The following is a 17,021-nucleotide window of genomic DNA, read 5'->3' on the forward strand; positions in this document are numbered from 1 at the left end:
CGCCGGTTCGCGATCGGCGTGCTGCCTACATGAGGGCGTTGCGGCGACCCTCGAAGGCCCTTCCGAGGGTAACTTCGTCCGCGTACTCCAGGTCTCCGCCCACAGGGAGGCCGGAAGCAAGCCTGGTGACGGTGATGCCGATCGACTTCAGCATGCGGGCCAAATAGGTCGCCGTCGCTTCGCCTTCGAGGTTGGGGTCTGTCGCGATGATGATTTCCTGGATGGCGCCGTCGTTGAGCCGGGTCAGAAGCTCGCGGATGCGGAGTTGCTCGGGCCCGATGCCGGCAATGGGATTGATGGCGCCGCCGAGGACATGGTACCGGCCGCGGAAGGACCGCGTCCGTTCCACCGCCAGGACGTCCTTGGATTCTTCCACCACGCAGATCACCGAGGGGTCGCGGCGCGGATCGCGGCAGATGTTGCACAGCTCCTGCTCGGTGACGTTGCCGCAGACAGTACAGAACTTCACCCGTTCCTTGACTGTGGTGATGGCCGCGACCAGCCGCTTCATGTCCTCGGGATCGGCCTCAAGGATGTGGAAGGCCAGACGCTGCGCCGATTTCGGCCCGACGCCAGGGAGCCGGCCGAGCTCGTCGATCAGCTCTTGTACTGCGCCTTCGTACACAATGTCCTCGTTCATTCGGTGTGGACGCCGTTCCTGTTCGGCTGGCGTCTCGGTTTGGTGGCACCATTTTGCGGCGCCTGTGGGCCCTCGCGGGGTTCCAGGAGGTTTCCCGCCGAAGTCCGTGCGGCCCCGCGCAGGGTGTGGTTACGGCGTCCGGTTTCCAGCGGCTTGTTAGCGGCGCATGCTATCCAGCGACCGTTCTTCCAGTAGCTTCCCGCCCAGAATACGCTCGACGGCGGCCCGTCCAAAGACTCCCGACTCCTCGATCGTTTCGTCGTCCGCACTCGGGATGTCTTCCACCACGCTGCCGGGAGCGACGGCAGCCCGCGCCGGTGCTTTCTCGCGTCCAGCCATGGCTTCCGGGCTGTTGGAAAGCCGTTGGTACAGGCTCTGCTTCCCGGTCCCCGAAGGCGCCGAAACTGTTGCTGGCGCTGGGGCAGGCGTAGTCGCGGGGGCAGGTGCAGCGGCAGGCGCCGGGGTTAGTGCGGGCGCCGAGGCTTGTGGCTGGTGTGGAATCTGCGCGGCGGCAGGTTCATAGACGGGACTGGACGTAGCCGGCGCGGAGGACGTGCTCGGACGGTCGGAGTCGGCAGAGGTGCCCGAAGCCGCGGAACCAACGTTGGATTCGGCGCCGACCACCCACGAGCCGGGCGCGTGCTCGACGGCCCTGGACCACGGATCTTCCGAGGCATTGGACTTCGGCTCCGGAGATGCTTTGGTGGAGCGCTCGTTCGCGGGGGCAGAACCGGCGGAGGCTGGGGCGTTCGACGCCGAGGCGTCGCCCAGTGGCGATGCGGTCGGGGCCAGGGCGGCGGCGCCAGCCGTGGAAGTGAAGCCCGAAGGAGCCGACGGTTCCCAATCCATGGGCGGTTCTTCGTCCAGCGGCGGAGCGTCCTCGTCCCGAGGGGGACCCCAGTCATCGTCCGAATAGGAAAAGTCAGCAACCGGTTCTGCCGGTGCTGCCGCGGACGACGCAGCTGCTGCGGCCGGCGATGCCATGGCATTCGCCGGGGCCGGAGCCTCCGCAACTTCCGAGGCGGGCTGAACGTGCTCCGCCGGTGCCGGGGCCGTGTGGGTTGGAGGCGTTGGGGTTGGTGCCGTGCGGGCTAGTGCCGGCGGTACGGTGGCGGCATCGGGCTGGTCTGCTTCCAGGGCGGCATGGCTTTGCGCCGCAGGGGCAAGTCCCCATGCGGTATCCACAGCGGAGGACGCCGTGGGAGAGGCGCCACCCCCGGCAGGGGGCGCCGGGTCAGCCGGTGCTTTTGGGTTTGGTTCAGAGCTACCTGAGCTGTTGCCGCCGACGATTGACGTGATCTGGCAGTCGATGCCGATCGTCTTGTGGATGGCTTGGCGAAGGTTCTCGGCATGGTCTGCGCGGCTGAAGGCGCTCGCAAGTCCGTCCGTGCCGAATGCCAAGGTCAGAAGATGGCCGTCGAATTGTGCCACCTGCGCGTTCGCTCCGACCAAGGCCCAGCTGCTGCGCTTGATCTTGGTGAGCGTTTGGAGGATTTCGGGCCAAGCCCGCCGGATGACTTCTACATCGGCGCCACCCGTAGCGGGCCGCGCGGCCGGTGCGGATGCTGGCTGTTGTGCGGTCGGCGACGGCGCCCCGGGTACTGACTGTTCCGCGGGCGCAGGCGCCGAAGCCTGGGCAGGTGCGGGCGTTTGTTGGGGTGCCGGGGTTGGAGCTGCTGCCGCCACGGGTCGGGGCTGGTCCTGATTTGCCACTGGTTGAGCCGATGGCGCAGGGGCAACGGGCAGTGCCGCAGAAGCTTGCGCCGTTTGTTCGGGTGCAGGGCGGCTGGACTGCTGCCGCGTTTCATCCACGGGCCAGTCGGTAGTGGACACTCTCGGCGGTGTCAGTTGTTCCCGGGACGGTTCCCCGGTTGCAGGTGCAGGTTCATGGCCGGGAACCGGTGCCTCAGCGACGTCGGCGGGCCTGGTCGAGGCTGCCCGAGGCATTGGTGAGTGGAGCGCCGGCGAGGCGGGAGCGGGACTGGCGTCCGCCGTCGGGCGTTCCATCGGGTGATCAGCCGGGCGGGCAGTTGGCGCGGCGGAAGTGGAAGGCGCTGCAGCAGCTTCAGGCGGAGTCTGGGCTGCCGCGGGAGGAAACGACTCGCCGTAGTTGAGGCGGCGTTCGACGCGGTCGATCCGGGCGGCGATGCCACGTTCGGTCTGCTCGGAACTGGGCAGCAGGATCCGGGCGCAGAGCAGTTCGAGATGCAGCCGTGGCGAGGTGGCGCCGGTCATCTCAGTGAGTGCGGTGTTAGTGACATCGGCGGCACGGGAAAGCTCAGCGGCACCGAGGTTGTTGGCCTGGCTCCGCATGCGGGCGATCTGGTCCGCCGGCATGCCGCGGAGGATGGCTTGGGCGCTTTCCGGCATGGCTTGGACAATGATGAGGTCGCGGAACCGCTCCAGCAGGTCCTCGACGAAGCGTCGGGGATCGTGTCCGGTTTGGATGACACGGTCCACGGCCCGGAAGACAGTGGCGGAATCGGATGCGGCGATTGCTTCCACCACGTCGTCGAGCAGAGAAGCGTGCGTATAACCGAGTAGTGCGACGGCGAGCTCGTAGTCCAGGCCGTTGGGACCGGCGCCGGCCATCAACTGGTCCAATACGGAAAGCGAATCGCGCACGGAACCGCCGCCGGCCCGGATGACGAGCGAGAGCACGCCGGGAGCCACGGGCACGTTTTCCTGTTGGCAGAGAAGCTCGAGGTACTGCATCAGGGGCTCGGGCGGTACCAGCCGGAAGGGATAGTGGTGTGTGCGGGAGCGGATGGTCCCGATGACCTTGTCCGGCTCAGTGGTGGCGAAGATGAATTTGATGTGCTCCGGCGGCTCTTCGACGATTTTCAGCAGCGCGTTGAAGCCGGCGGAGGTGACCATGTGGGCTTCGTCAATGATGAAGATCTTGTAGCGGTCCCGGACCGGGGCGAAAGTGGCGCGTTCGCGGAGATCGCGGGCGTCGTCCACGCCGCCGTGGCTGGCGGCGTCGATCTCGATGACGTCGAGCGAGCCGGAGCCACCGCGGGCCAGCTCGACGCAGCTGTTGCATTTGCCGCAAGGAGTGTCCGTAGGGCCTTCGGCGCAATTGAGGCAGCGGGCGAGGATGCGGGCGGACGTGGTTTTTCCGCAACCGCGGGGGCCGGAGAAGAGGTAGGCGTGGTTGACCCGGTTCTTGCGCAGGGCCGTCATGAGCGGCTCGGTGACGTGTTCCTGCCCGATAACGTCCGCGAAAGAATCGGGGCGATATCTGCGGTAAAGAGCAGTGGTAACAGTCACAGGGGAAACCTACCTATAGGGACTGACATTTAAATAAGAGACCCCTCATGCACCCGCCAGAGCCCATCTACCCTTGCTACCTTCCGGTCCTGGGGGAGTTCAACAGGATGACGCCACATGAGGGGCCGACGACAAGCTTACCCGAAGTTATCGAGCCCTCCGAATCTGCGGACATGTGCCTTGCGGGAGCCGGGAAATGGACATGTCCCTTCGGCGCTCGGAGGTTCCAATGGACATGTCCCCTTTGAGAGCCAAGGAGTGGACATATTGGGACTATGTCCGGTCCTCGTGAGCAGGGGAGGGCATGTCCAGTTGTTAGGGGAGGGCAGGTCCGGGGGGCTAGCGCCAGCCGTTCACGGGCCACGTCATGAAGGCGGGCTCCTCATAAGGGTGGGCTGCGCGCAGGGCCTGGACTACGGCGTCGAGCATGTCCGCCTCAACGACGCACTCGACCCGGATTTCGGGCACGGTTTCGCCTTGCCCGACCATTCCGATGAACGGTTGCGCTCCCCGTAAGGGAGTGAAACGTCCCGTGCCCGGAGTGGTGAAGGAGCAATGCGAATAGTCGCCGATTCTTCCGGCCCCGGCATCGCCGATCGCGGCCAGCAAGCCCTCGCTATGGGATGCCGGGACGTAGACAACGAGGGCGTGCAGTTGGCTCATTCCACCATCCTTCCAGTGTCCGCTCAAAAACAGGTCAAAGGATGGTTTCCAATCTCCATTGCCAAACCGCTGAGCCCAGCGGACTATAGGTATGTACACCGATTGGGGCAATCTCAAGATTGTGAGGTGCAGGGCCTGGTTTCAGGGGCTGGACCCAGCAGCTCAACGGAGTGCCGGAGGAATGGACGCATTGGGGGCGTCCATTTTTACGTTTAAGCGCACGCAGGTCCTGCACGACACCATGAAAGTCCCGATTGGGCGATGCCGAAATTCTCGGGTACAGTGGAGTCTGCTTTTGATTCAGAAGCAATGGAGAATTCGCCTAGCGGCCTATGGCGCACGCCTGGAACGCGTGTTGGGTTAACGCCCTCGGGGGTTCAAATCCCCCATTCTCCGCGTTTGGCCCCGGTCTTTGGACCGGGGCCTTTTTGCGTTCCGGCCCTATTCGAACCGGGGTCGGATTCCGCCAATCAACCCCAACCCTAAACCCGCTCGGCAGCAACCCGCTCCAACACTTCCCGGCAGGCGAGGATCGCCGGGTGGATCCGGCCTGCCGTGCGCGTCGACGTGAAGACTGTCCGCGTGGGGAGCCCGGGGAGATCGAGCAGTTGGACCGGCGTCGTCCGGCCTGTCCACACGAGGTCCGGCATGAGCGCCACGGCATTGCCGGACTCGATAAGCCGGATTTGCGCTTGAAGGTCGGCGGTTTCGTAGCGGACATCGGGCTCGAAACCGGCGGTGCGGCATGCTTGCTCCGCCCAGTGTCGCGATGCCGCACCGTGCGGTTCCATGACCCATGGCAGCGAAGCCGTGTCAGCGAGCGAGGAGATCGATTCCCCGCCGAGGCCAAGCGGGGGAGTGGCCAGCCTGATGGCGTCGCTGGTCAGGGTGGCCCGGTCCAGGCCGGGGTGGTGCGGTGCGGCGTGCCCGGGATATTGCTCGGCCACCACGATGTCGAAGTCCCGCGCCCACGTTTCGTAGAGCGCGGTCTCGGGTTCGCGCTGGATCATCTCCACTCGCACTTCGGGATACTCGCCCTTCATGATGGTGAGGAAGTCCGGCATGAGTGCGAGGGCGGCGGTTTGGAATACGGCCAGCCGCACCGTGCCCGTCACCGTCGAGAGGGACGCGGCGAGGTCCGTCTCTGCCCGCTCGAGGGTGGCCAGCAAGGACGCGGCATGCTCTACAAGGATCTCGGCCTGCGGCGTCAGCTGGACCCGGCGGCCGGATTTTCTCAGCAGTTTCACGCCGGCTTCCTTCTCCAACAAGGTCAGCTGCTGGGACACGGAGGATGGGCTGTATTTCATCGCGTCCGCCACTTCTGCGAGCGTTCCGCGGATCTTCAGTTCGTGCAGCAAGCGCAGCCTGCGGACGTCCAGCATTCGGCTCTCCAGAAGGTTCGAGAAATCTAATGAATATTCTTCAGAAAAGATCGCTTTTCCTAATCTGATTGTAGATCCATACTGATGGAAACAAAGCACTCTACGCACCAAAAGGAACGAAGCGCATGAGCACACCAACCCGGGATTCGAGCATCGACGCCAGGACACAATCCACCCCGGAAAGCGGACACCTCCAGGAGCTGGCCCACGAAGCCATCCAACTGGTTCGACACTGGCTCACCGAAGCCTCGAAGGTGCCCGTTGACGTTTCCGCACAGCGCCTCGCCGGCGTCCTCAAGGACCCGAACGGCCTGGACTTCACCGTGGGATTCGTCGACGGCGTCATCCGCCCCGAGGATCTGACCGTCGCCGGCCGCAACCTGGCCAAGCTTGCCCCGAAGGTCCCGGCCTTCCTGCCTTGGTACATGCGTGCCGCTGTGCGCACCGGTGGCGTGATGGCCCCGGTGCTGCCGCAAGTGGTCATCCCGATCGCCCGCAAAGTCCTCCGTGACATGGTGGGCCACTTGATCGTGGACGCCACGGACGCCAAGCTCGGGCCCGCCATCGCCAAGATCAAGCAGAACGGCGTCCACCTGAACGTGAACCTGCTGGGCGAGGCCGTCCTGGGCGAACGCGAAGCCAGCCGGAGGCTCGAGGGAACCCTCAAGCTCCTGGCCCGCGACGACGTCGACTACGTCTCCATCAAGGAGTCCTCCACGGTGGCCCCGCACTCGCTGTGGGCCTTCGACGAAGCGGTGGACCACGTGGTGGAGAAGCTCACGCCGCTCTACGAGCTGGCCGCATCGTTCCCCAAGCCCAAGTTCATCAACCTGGACATGGAGGAATACAAGGACCTCAGCCTGACCATGGCCGTGTTCACCCGGATCTTGGACAAGCCCGAATTCAAGAACCTCGAGGCCGGCATCGTGCTTCAGGCCTACCTCCCGGACGCGCTTTCCGCCATGCAGGAACTGCAGGAATGGGCGTCGGCCCGCCGCGCAAACGGCGGCGCTCCCATCAAGGTGCGCGTCGTCAAGGGCGCCAACCTGCCCATGGAGCAGGTCCAGGCATCCATCCAGGGCTGGCCGCTCGCCACCTGGGGCACCAAGCAGGATTCGGACACCAACTACAAGCGCGTCCTCAACTACGCCCTCACCCCGGAACACATCGACGCGGTGCGCATCGGCGTCGCGGGCCACAACCTCTTCGACGTTGCCTTCGCGTGGCTGCTCGCCAAGGAACGCGGCGTCACGAAGGGCATCGAGTTCGAGATGCTGCTCGGCATGGCCACGGGCCAGGCCACGGCCGTCCGCAAGGACGTCGGCAGCCTCCTGCTCTACACTCCGGTGGTGCACCCGGGCGAGTTCGACGTCGCCATCGCCTACCTGATCCGCCGCCTCGAAGAAGGCGCCAGCCAGGACAACTTCATGTCCGCCGTGTTCGAGCTCAGCGAAAACGAATCGCTGTTCGAACGCGAGAAGCAGCGCTTCCTCGCCTCCCTCGCGGAGCTGGACGACGCCGTTCCGGCGCCCAACCGGACCCAGGACCGCAACCAGCCCGCGGCCTCCACGCCAAACCATGGTTTCGCCAACACCCCGGACACCGATCCTGCCCTGCCCGCCAACCGGGCCTGGGGCCGCGCCATCCTGGACCGCATTCCTGGCTCCACCGCCGGCAACGCGATTGTTGACGCCAGCAAGGTCAGCGACTCCCAGGAACTGGACCGCATCATCGCCACCGCGGTGGAACACGGCAAAGCGTGGGGTGCCATGCCGGCCGCAGAGCGCGCAGCCATCCTGCACCGAGCAGGCGACATCCTGGAGTCCCGCCGCGCCGAACTCCTCGAGGTCATGGCCTCCGAGACCGGCAAAACGATCGAGCAAGGCGACCCCGAAGTCAGCGAAGCAATCGACTTCGCGCACTACTACGCGGAGCGGGCCAAGGACCTGGAAGCGGTCGACGGCGCCACGTTCGTCCCGGCGAACCTCACCGTCGTGACCCCGCCGTGGAACTTCCCCGTGGCGATACCCGCGGGCTCCACGCTGGCGGCACTCGCGTCGGGATCCGCCGTCGTGATCAAACCCGCAAAGCAGGCCCGACGCTCCGGTTCCGTCATGGTGGACGCGCTGTGGGAAGCCGGCGTGCCGCGCGAAGTGCTGGCGCTCGTGCAGCTCGAAGAACGCGAGCTCGGCACCCGGCTGGTCTCCCACCCGAGCGTTGACCGCGTGATCCTCACCGGTGGCTACGAGACCGCCGAGCTCTTCCGCTCCTTCCGGCAGGACCTCCCGCTGCTCGCGGAGACCTCGGGCAAGAACGCCATCATCGTCACGCCCCACGCGGACCTCGATCTTGCCGCCAAGGACGTCGTGTACTCCGCTTTCGGGCACGCCGGACAGAAGTGCTCCGCCGCTTCGCTCGTGATCCTGGTGGGTTCCGTTGCCACGTCCGAGCGCTTCCACAACCAACTCGTGGATGCTGCCCGCTCGCTCAAGGTGGGCTACCCGGAAGAGGCCACCACCCAGATGGGCCCGATCATCGAGGCGGCCAACGGCAAGCTCCTCAACGCGCTGACCACCCTCGGTGAAGGCGAGACTTGGGCCGTGAAGCCCGAGAAGCTGGACGAGACCGGACGTTTGTGGTCGCCGGGGATCCGCTTCGGCGTGAAGCGCGGCTCCTACTTCCACCTGACCGAGTTCTTCGGCCCGGTCCTCGGCGTCATGACGGCGTCCACCTTGGAAGAAGCCATCGCCATCCAGAACGAGATTGAATACGGACTCACCGCAGGGCTGCACTCGCTCGATTCCGATGAAATGGGCGTCTGGCTGGACACCATCCAGGCCGGCAACCTCTACGTGAACCGCGGCATCACGGGCGCCATCGTCCAGCGTCAGCCGTTCGGCGGCTGGAAGAAGTCCGCCGTGGGCGCTGGCACCAAGGCCGGCGGACCCAACTACCTGGTCGGACTGGGCAGCTGGGTTCCCGCAGAGCCCGGCGCCAAGCGCGGTGCCACGCTCAAGGGTGCGGCAGCTTCGATCCTTGCCGCTGCCAAGGCGGCAGGACCGCTTGTTAAGGCCGGCGAAGCAGAAACCCTGCAAAAGGCGCTCTTCAGCGACGCCGAGGCATGGGCCACGGAATTCGGCACCCGCAAGGACGTCTCCGGCCTGAGCGCCGAACGCAACGTCTTCCGCTACCGGGCCATCCCCGTGACCATCCGCCTGTCGGAGGGCGGGAAGCTCGTCGACTTGCTTCGCGTCGTAGCAGCCGGGGCAGTGGCGGGTTCGGCACTCACGGTGTCCTCCGCCGTCGAGCTTCCCGAAGCCGTGGTCGCAGCGTTCGCGGGACTCAACGTGAGCACCCGCATCCAGAACGATGCCGAATGGCTGGCTTCGGCGGCTGCCATCAACGGTGGCCGCATCCGCCTGATCGGCGGGGACAGCAGCGCCCTGAGCGCCGCGACGGGCGGTCGTCCCGACGTCGCGATCTACCACGGCGCGGTGACCCCGGCCGGACGCATCGAGATGTTGCCTTTCCTGCACGAGCAGGCCATCAGCATCACGGCGCATCGCTTCGGCACTCCGAACCACCTGTCGGACGCGCTGATCTAGCGACTCACCAGGGAAGCCCGGCGGGACGGCCACAAGCCGTTCCGCCGGGCTTCCTTGCGCTTATGCTTCGTACCCCAGGCGCCGCAGCCGTTTCCGGGCGGCCTGTTCGCTGGGACCGCTGCGGCCCAACGTCAGGCGCACGACGGCGAGAACCACCCGGGCCGCGAGAATCGACGGGAAGGGGATGGGGCCAAACCGGGCTTTTTCCAGTCCCAGAAGTTCGCGGTACCGGGGCTCCAGGCTGGCCACGGCCGCGGCGAACAAAATCCGGTAACCGGGTTGCAACGACGCTTTCAACGGGGGGTACCTGATGAAGTCGATGGTTTCCCTGAGCCGCTCGTCTGCGCGGAGATGGCCGGAGGCGTACCACTGGTCCATTTCCGAGGCCACCTCGGCGAGGTTCAGGGGAGGATCCTCGACTCCCATGAGGCGGCCTGCCTGGGCCCACTCGCGGATGTAGGCGTCGGCGCCGCCGGGGACCGCCCCGCCCCAGATCCGGTGCGCCGCCACGAAGGAATCCGCATACGCAACGTGGACCCAGCGGAGAAGCTCGGGATCATTGGCCGAATACTCGCGGGTCTGTCCGTGCGCGTCGATGTAACTGCCTTTGACGGAGTCATGGACCCGCCGCACGAATTGGGTCGCCGTGTGGGCCGCGTCCATGGAGCCGTAGCTCACGGTAAAGATCCAACGGATCGTGTTTGCCAGCCGTCCGAGGGGATCCCTTTTGAAGCTTGAATGGTCATAGACCCCCGCCAAGGCGCCGGGGTGCAGTGCCTGCATGAGCAGTACCCGGATTCCGGCGACGATGGTGGACATGGAGCCGTGGACAGCCCAGACGGCCGAGCCGGGAAGGTGGTAACCGGGGTCGTTTCCTTCCGCAAGCCGCAGCACCCAGTCGGGAGTGGACTGCGGGTGACCCGTAAAAGTCATCCTCAGTTCCGCTTGCCACTTCTTCAGGAAGGTGACCATGGTCCATTGTCGCGCAGCATTCCGTTGGCGCAAGCGCCGGGCGGCTGTGAAACCAGCGGTAACCGGTTAATGCAGAGGTGCCGGCCCGCTGTGGAACCAGCGGGCCGGCACCCCTAACGCGGATCCGCTTAGGCTGCGGGCTGTTCGGCAAGTGCCCGACGGCGGCGCGCCGGGGACGCTGCCACCAGCAGTGCCGCGATTGCCACGGCAGCGCTCAGGACCAGGCCGGGCCGGTACTGATCGAGCATGGCCGCGGCGCTGAGCGTGCTGCTGGTGCCTGCGTCGTGCCCGCTCACGATCGCAGTGGTCACGGCAAGGACCAAGGCCGCACCAACCTGCGTGCTGGTCTGGATGAGTCCGGCAGCCAGCCCCTGCTCTGAATCTCGGATACCGGCGGTGGCTTGGACATTGATGGAGGGGAAGGCCAAGGCGAAACCGATGCCCAGGAGGATGACCGAGGGAAGGATATCCAGGACGTAGTTCGGTGAGGTTCCGACGCGGAGGAACAGGACATAGCCCAGTCCCAGCGAGGTCAGGCCGGTGAGGATGAGCTTCGGAGCTCCGAACTTCTCGATGAACCTGTCCGCGAAGGGGGCGCTCGTTGCCACCAGGAGCCCCGTGGGAAGCAAGGCAAGCGCCATGCCCAGGGGAGACCAGCCGAGCACGGACTGCAAGTACATCGTGAGGATGAACTGGAAGCTCAGGTATGAGCCGAACAATCCAATGGCGCTCAGGTTGGCGCGGGCCACCCAGCCTTCACGAAGGATGCCGAAGCGGATGAGCGGGTGCTTGACGCGGTTTTCGATAACGGCGAAAGTTGCCAGCACAGCAGCAGAGATGGCGAATCCGGCGATTGTTGCCACAGATCCCCACCCCTTCTGCGGAGCTGAAACCAAGGTGTACACCAGGCCAAGCATGCCGAGCGCGAGGGTGACTGCGCCCCAGACGTCGTGGCCGCTCTCCTCCGTGGACGGCTTGTCCCGGGGGATGAACAGCATGCCGAGAAGCACGACGGCCACGGCGATCGGCACCGAGACCAGGAAGGTCCAGCGCCAGCTCAGGCTGGTCATGAGCCCGCCCACCACCAACCCGAGTGAAAAGCCGCTCGCGCCGAAAGTGGTGAAGATGGACAGTGCCTTGTTGCGCTCGCGGCCTTCAGCGAAATTGGTGGTGATGATGGAGAACCCGGTAGGGGCAGTGAATGCCGCGGCCAGGCCCTTGATGAAGCGTGTGGCGATCAACAGGGTGGGATCGTTCACGAGGCCGCCGAGGAGCGATGCTGCGGCGAACACGGTCAAGGCGATCAGGAAGATCCGACGCCGGCCCAGCAGGTCGGCGAGCCGCCCGCCGAGGAGCAAGAGGCTCCCGTAGCCCAGGACGTAGGCGGAAACGATCCACTGGAGGGAATCGGTTCCGAGGTGGAGTTCATGCCCGATGGAGGGAAGGGCCACGCCCACCATGGAAACGTCCAGGCCGTCGAGCGCCAGAACTGTGCACACCACCATAAGCAGCAGCCACTGGGCCCGGGTCCAGCGGACGGCTGTATGGAGCTGCTCGGCAGATCTCGTGAGGGTGCTTGGTGAAGTCATGAAAATCAATCTATATGACACGTCATTCAATGACAAGGAATATGACTTGGAATCTTATGACATGGACTTTATCTAGGGTTGCGACTAGAATCGGGCCATGGCAACAACGCAGGATCGCCAGCTGGTTGAGCAATGGCGCAGCATCCAGAACTCGTACTTCCGCACCGCGGCCGCCATCGACCGTGCCCTCGAAGCCAAGTTCGACATCGGCCTGAACGAATTCGAAATCCTCGATCTCGTTGCCGAAAGCGTTGACTCTGCCTGCCGCATGAAGGCGCTCGGGGAGCGGACCCCCATGACCCAGAGCGCCGTTTCCAAGGTTGTCGACCGCCTGGAGAAAGCCGGACTCGTCTCCCGCGTAACCTGCGCGGATGACCGCCGCTCGCTGTACCTCGAGCTGACCGAGGCCGGCCGCGCGCTCCATTCGGATGCCGCCGTCGAGCACCGCGCGTTGCTGAAAGAGAACCTCGGCGAGTAGCCCGCTACGGCCCGGCGAGTGTTCCGCGGACCGGCCGAGTATGAAGTCGAGTGTTCCCATTCGATTTCATAGCGGCCACAATGGGACAAGCGCGCCCGTACTTGGGGATGAGCGCCTGTCTCAGGAGCCGCTGTGGGAAAGCATCATGAGTCTGGCCAGGTCATCGACCTGGTGCTCACAAGAAAATTTGGCCGGGTCCTTTCGGCTTGCCTCCTCGCTGTCCTGGTGGTCCTCGCTTTCGGCTTCCAAGGGCCCGGTTTGGGCGGACCTGGAAGCAATGCATCGTTGGCCATGGGCCAGGTGGAACCCGGCATGCTACCCACGGATGGCGCCACTGCCAGCGCGCAGGAGACCGCGCCTCAAAGCCCGGCATCGGCCCCGGTCGTCGCGGCCGACAAAGCCACGGTGTCCTTTGAACGTTCCCCGGTCCAAACCCTCGACAAGAACGGCATAGGCACCCTCAATGTCGCGTCGAGCTCCCTCGACCGGCCCCCTGCCGGGAAACTCTATGCGCCGCTCGAGGTGCTGGTTCCGAGTTCTCCCTTCGGATTGCGGATCGATCCCATTACCGGATTGCCGGGAGAGTTCCACTGGGGCCAGGATTTTGCCGCGGCTTGCGGCACGCTCGTCTACGCGGCCGACTCCGGCGTGGTCCGGGCCGTGGGATGGCATCCGTGGGGCGGCGGCAATCGCGTGGAAATTGACCACGGCAACGGCTTGGTCACCACGTACAACCACCTGCAGGGAATCGCAGTGACCAAGGGGCAATCGGTCCGGGTAGGCGAGGTCATCGCCAGGGTGGGAACCACGGGTTCCTCGACTGGTTGCCACCTGCATTTCGAGACCATTCTCAACGGCGTCTACACCAACCCGATGAACTGGACGTTCCTGCCCACCAAGCAGGTGGATCCCCTCGGCGATATCGCGATGGTCAGCTATCAGCCAGGTTCCGCCACCGCGACTTCGGCGGGCTCCGTCTGGTCCATTCCCGGTGCCGTGCCGACCGACCCGGGGGCCGTGGCCGCCGGACCGGCGGTGACGGGCGGGGTGCAGGAGGCGAAGGTTGCGCCGAGCCCTGCTGCCACGGCCACGCAAAGCCCGACGTCGACGGCGTCACCCACCGGGACGCCGACTAAGTCGCCGACGCCGACTCCCACCGGGACGCCGACTAAGTCGCCGACGCCGACACCGAGCCCCTCCGGGACGCCGAGCCCGTCGCCGGCCCCTATCAGGACGCAGACTCCTACCGGGACGCCGCCGCCGACGGCGACAGTTCCGCCCACGGTGACCGCACCGCCCACTGCGGCGCCGACGTCGAGCCTCCCTGCTTCGGTGCCAACCGTTCCCGCGCCGTCGGCACCCACCTCACCCGCGCCGTCGGCGCCCACCTCACCCGCGCCGTCGGCACCCACCTCACCCGCGCCGTCGGCCACGCCAACAACCAAAACGGCGGTTCCCAAGCCCTGAGTCGTCCCATTCCTTTGGTCCCGCCCCACACCACTGCCGCGCGTAGACTCGAATGCGGCAGTTGCCGAGGTTCCACGTCGTAAGGAAGCGATTCAATGTCCCTGCTCTACAGCATTCCCCTGACGTTCAACGACGGCTCCGAGGGCGATTTTGGGCGTTTCGAGGGCAAAGCCGTACTGGTAGTCAATGTGGCTTCGAAGTGCGGTTTCACGCACCAGTACTCGGGACTTGAGGTGCTCTACGAAAAATACCGCGACCGCGGATTCGAGATCCTGGGCGTGCCGTGTAACCAGTTCGGGGCACAGGAGCGGGGTTCCGACGCAGAGATCGCGGACTTCTGCCAGCGCAATTTCGGAGTCTCGTTCCCGCTCGCGAGCAAGTCCAAGGTCCGCGGCAAGCACCAGCACCCCCTGTATGCCGAGCTGACCCGGACTGCTGACGGCTCCAAACCGCAGAAGGTGAAGTGGAACTTCGAAAAGTTCCTCGTGAGCCGCGAAGGCGAGGTGCTCGCACGCTTCCCGTCCGCCGTCGAGCCCGATTCCTGGGAGCTCATCGACGCGCTCGAAGATGCCTTGGCCTAAGCTCTCCGGAGGGAGCCCAGGCTGGCTCCCGCGTTGAGCGCCTCGCGGTTATCAACAACGATTTCACCGTCGACGACCGTCAGGATCACCGGCGTCTGCGCAAATTCGTCCGGTGCCGTGGTCAGGGGATTGTGCCGGACCACCGTCAGATCTGCGCGGGCCCCCGTTTCCACAATGCCGCCTTCCTCGCCGACGGACTTCCAGTATTGGCTCGTGTAACCTTCGAGCGCGGCCCGCGCGGACAGCGCCTGCCGGGGTTGGACGGGTTCGACGTCGGGCCGGCCGGCCGGGCGGCGCGTCTGGGCTGAGGCGATGATCGCCCGCGGGTCGAAAGGGGCGATGGGCCAGTCCGAACCGAGCGCTACGATGGCTCCGGCGTCGCGGAGATCGCGGGTCCGCCAGGCGTGATTGGCCCGTTCGCTGCCAAGCCTGCGGGACCAGTTGTCGGTGTGGTCGGCGCGGCTGTAGAGGGCGCAATGCGTCGGCTGCAGGCTCGTTGCGGCACCCGCGCTGATGATTTCCGCCAGGACCGAATCCGGGATGGATTCGATGTGCTCGATCCGGTGGACGGTGCCGTTCTTGGGGAGGGCTCCGATGGTCCGCGCGACGAAGGAAACGGCCTGGTCGCCGATGGCGTGCGTGGTGGTGGGGATCCGGTGTTCGTGGAAGAACTTCATGGCTGCGGCGAGGGCTTCAGGATCGTGCCAGAGCGGATGGAGTGATTCTCCGTGGGTATCCGGTTCAAAGAGCCAGGCCGTGCCGTTGTCGATGGTTCCGTCCATCATGAGCTTGATGCCGTGAACATGCCAGCGTCTTCCGTGCCTGCCCTGCATCGCGAGCATGGCCTTCAAGTCCTCCTCGGTGGCGCCGGGCATGACCCACGGGGAGATGCGCAGCCGGATGGCGAGCTCGCCTCTGCGTTCGAGGGCTTCCAGCACTTCCAGGGTGTCCGGGGCCCCGAAGTCCAGCATCTGGCCGGCTACCAGCCCGGCTTCGGCCATGGACCGCAGGAGTTCCCCGAGTTCGTCGACCCGCTGATCGAAGGAGGGCTGGGGGAGGATTCCGCGCACGAGGTCCTGGGCGGTCATTTCGTAGAGCATGCCGTTGGGCTTGCCGTGCTGGTCGACGCCGACATAGCCGGTGCTGGGAAGCTCTTCCGTTCCGGTGACCCCGGCGAGCTTGAGGGCGGCGTCGGAGGCGAGTGAGGCGTGGCCGTCGAACAGGGTGATGAAGACGAGTTCGTCATCGAGGATGCCGTCGAAGAGGGAGTTGTCGAAGACCGCGTCCCCGACGATGGCAGGGTCCAGGCCCCAGGCGAACAACCAATCGGAGCCGACGGCGTGTGGCGTGGAAGCGGCGTAGTGCGCAAGCGTCGCGCGGACATCGTCGAGCCCGGTGATTCCGGCCAGGTCAAGGCCACGGGCGATTTCCGCCCCGTGGATGGGGTGGATGTGGGCGTCAATGAGACCGGGGCAGACTGTTGCGCCGCCGACGTCGATCACTTGTTTGGCTCTTGGGGTCCATGCGGCGGCAGCCTCGGCGCGGCCGACGTGCGCGATGCGGCCATTTGAGATGGCGACGAAACCGGCGGTCTCTGTGAGCGCCTCACCGTGGAGGATGCTGGACGAGAGGATGACGAGATCGATGGGCTCGGGCGTGGTCAAGATGTAACTCCTTGTGGTGTTCGGGTTTCCGACGCCGGCCTGGTGAGGATCAGTCGTCGTCGATGGCCGCCCTCAATCCTGCCGAGAGGACATCGGCCAGGAAAGCGAAGCGGTCTACAGGGTGCTCTGCCACGGCTTTCTTTGCCGCGAACAGATGTGGATATGTTCCTTCTTCCTCTTCGTTGATGCTCCACGCGGATTCCATCGTCATCGCATCGAGGCTCGCGCCGATCGCTGCGCTGTCGAGGGCTTCCAGGGCGGGAATGATGAGGTGCCGCGGCGCCCCCGCGATCTCAAATGCCTCGACAAACCGGTCGTAGCGCTCCAAGGCTGCCGGGTGTGACACCGGCTGCGTGAGAAGCAGGGGAAGGAGCGCCGGCACCAGGCCGTATGCCTTGCGAAGGGAGTCGAAGATCTCGCGGATGACATCGTCCAGGCTGCCGGACGGCAACTCGGGCATCGGAGCTCTCTCCACGAGCGCGCCACGGGCCAGTTCGATGATCTCCTGCCGGCCGGTGACGTGCTTGTAGAAGGATGACTGCCTGACGCCCAGGCGCTCCGCGAGCCGCGGGATGGAGAGGCTCTCCTCCTCCTCGAACATCTCGAGCGCCGCGCGGCCGATCGCCTTCCGCGAGAGCCTCGGTGTCCGCGGGCGTCCTAGCTGGCTGGTTTTGCTGGGAGTCTGCATCCCTCAAGACTAGGCTCCG

General features: G+C 65.5%; 12 protein-coding genes, 1 tRNA gene and 1 other RNA gene. 5 read left to right on the top strand and 9 right to left on the bottom strand.

Translation table 11 applies throughout. The annotated features are described in order from the left end of the window. Positions 1–25 precede the first annotated feature (25 nt). The 4 genes from recR to OIT41_RS01810 form a co-directional block, all read right to left on the bottom strand. A complete protein-coding gene (recR, locus tag OIT41_RS01795; RefSeq protein ID WP_028265726.1) occupies positions 26–625 on the bottom strand; it encodes a recombination mediator RecR in 600 nt (199 codons plus the stop codon). Positions 626–796: 171 nt separating this feature from the next. Continuing rightward, on the bottom strand, positions 797–3,913 hold the full coding sequence (locus tag OIT41_RS01800) for a DNA polymerase III subunit gamma and tau (protein ID WP_264637278.1): 3,117 nt from the start codon (positions 3,911–3,913) through the stop codon (positions 797–799). A 33-nt stretch (positions 3,914–3,946) separates the two neighbouring features. After that, positions 3,947–4,043: signal recognition particle sRNA small type (ffs, locus tag OIT41_RS01805), an RNA gene on the bottom strand. A 209-nt stretch (positions 4,044–4,252) separates the two neighbouring features. After that, a complete protein-coding gene (locus tag OIT41_RS01810) occupies positions 4,253–4,576 on the bottom strand; it encodes a hypothetical protein (protein WP_264637279.1) in 324 nt (107 codons plus the stop codon). A gap of 311 nt (positions 4,577–4,887) precedes the next feature. Here OIT41_RS01810 and OIT41_RS01815 point away from each other — a divergent pair. Next, a tRNA-Ser gene (locus OIT41_RS01815) sits at positions 4,888–4,972 on the top strand. Between the two features lie 86 nt (positions 4,973–5,058). Here OIT41_RS01815 and OIT41_RS01820 read toward each other — a convergent pair. Continuing rightward, complete coding sequence (locus OIT41_RS01820) at positions 5,059–5,958, bottom strand: LysR substrate-binding domain-containing protein (protein WP_241710112.1); 900 nt, start codon at positions 5,956–5,958, stop codon at positions 5,059–5,061. 125 nt (positions 5,959–6,083) lie between these two features. Between OIT41_RS01820 and OIT41_RS01825 the strand changes: the two genes are divergently transcribed. After that, the gene (locus OIT41_RS01825) at positions 6,084–9,563 is read left to right on the top strand and encodes a bifunctional proline dehydrogenase/L-glutamate gamma-semialdehyde dehydrogenase (protein WP_264637280.1); all 3,480 of its coding nucleotides are present in this window, start codon (positions 6,084–6,086) and stop codon (positions 9,561–9,563) included. A gap of 60 nt (positions 9,564–9,623) precedes the next feature. Here the strand turns inward: OIT41_RS01825 and OIT41_RS01830 are convergent, their stop codons facing one another. Next, on the bottom strand, positions 9,624–10,535 hold the full coding sequence (locus tag OIT41_RS01830) for an oxygenase MpaB family protein (protein ID WP_241710110.1): 912 nt from the start codon (positions 10,533–10,535) through the stop codon (positions 9,624–9,626). A 128-nt stretch (positions 10,536–10,663) separates the two neighbouring features. Then, the gene (locus OIT41_RS01835) at positions 10,664–12,124 is read right to left on the bottom strand and encodes an MFS transporter (RefSeq protein WP_264637281.1); all 1,461 of its coding nucleotides are present in this window, start codon (positions 12,122–12,124) and stop codon (positions 10,664–10,666) included. Between the two features lie 97 nt (positions 12,125–12,221). Between OIT41_RS01835 and OIT41_RS01840 the strand changes: the two genes are divergently transcribed. From OIT41_RS01840 to OIT41_RS01850, 3 genes are all read left to right on the top strand, one after another. Continuing rightward, entirely contained in the window at positions 12,222–12,602 is a 381-nt protein-coding gene (locus tag OIT41_RS01840) for a MarR family winged helix-turn-helix transcriptional regulator (RefSeq protein WP_078106739.1), read from the top strand. Positions 12,603–12,734: 132 nt separating this feature from the next. Continuing rightward, positions 12,735–14,069 carry a peptidoglycan DD-metalloendopeptidase family protein gene (locus tag OIT41_RS01845; RefSeq protein ID WP_264637282.1) on the top strand — a complete coding sequence of 445 codons (1,335 nt, stop codon included), beginning with the start codon at positions 12,735–12,737 and terminating at the stop codon, positions 14,067–14,069. A gap of 95 nt (positions 14,070–14,164) precedes the next feature. After that, on the top strand, positions 14,165–14,650 hold the full coding sequence (locus tag OIT41_RS01850) for a glutathione peroxidase (protein WP_264637283.1): 486 nt from the start codon (positions 14,165–14,167) through the stop codon (positions 14,648–14,650). On the opposite strand, the gene OIT41_RS01855 is transcribed toward OIT41_RS01850, so the two are convergent. Both OIT41_RS01855 and OIT41_RS01860 read right to left on the bottom strand, forming a co-directional pair. Beyond that, entirely contained in the window at positions 14,647–16,314 is a 1,668-nt protein-coding gene (locus tag OIT41_RS01855) for an amidohydrolase (protein ID WP_264637284.1), read from the bottom strand. The two genes, OIT41_RS01850 and OIT41_RS01855, sit on opposite strands and share 4 nt — an antisense overlap. A 49-nt stretch (positions 16,315–16,363) precedes the next feature. Then, positions 16,364–17,002 (bottom strand): TetR/AcrR family transcriptional regulator, encoded by a 639-nt coding sequence (locus tag OIT41_RS01860; RefSeq protein ID WP_078106736.1) that lies wholly within the window; start codon positions 17,000–17,002, stop codon positions 16,364–16,366. Between the last annotated feature and the right edge of the window lie 19 nt (positions 17,003–17,021).

The sequence above is a fragment of the Arthrobacter sp. YA7-1 genome (assembly GCF_025960325.1).
GTDB classification, from domain to species: Bacteria; Actinomycetota; Actinomycetes; order Actinomycetales; family Micrococcaceae; genus Arthrobacter; species Arthrobacter bambusae_A.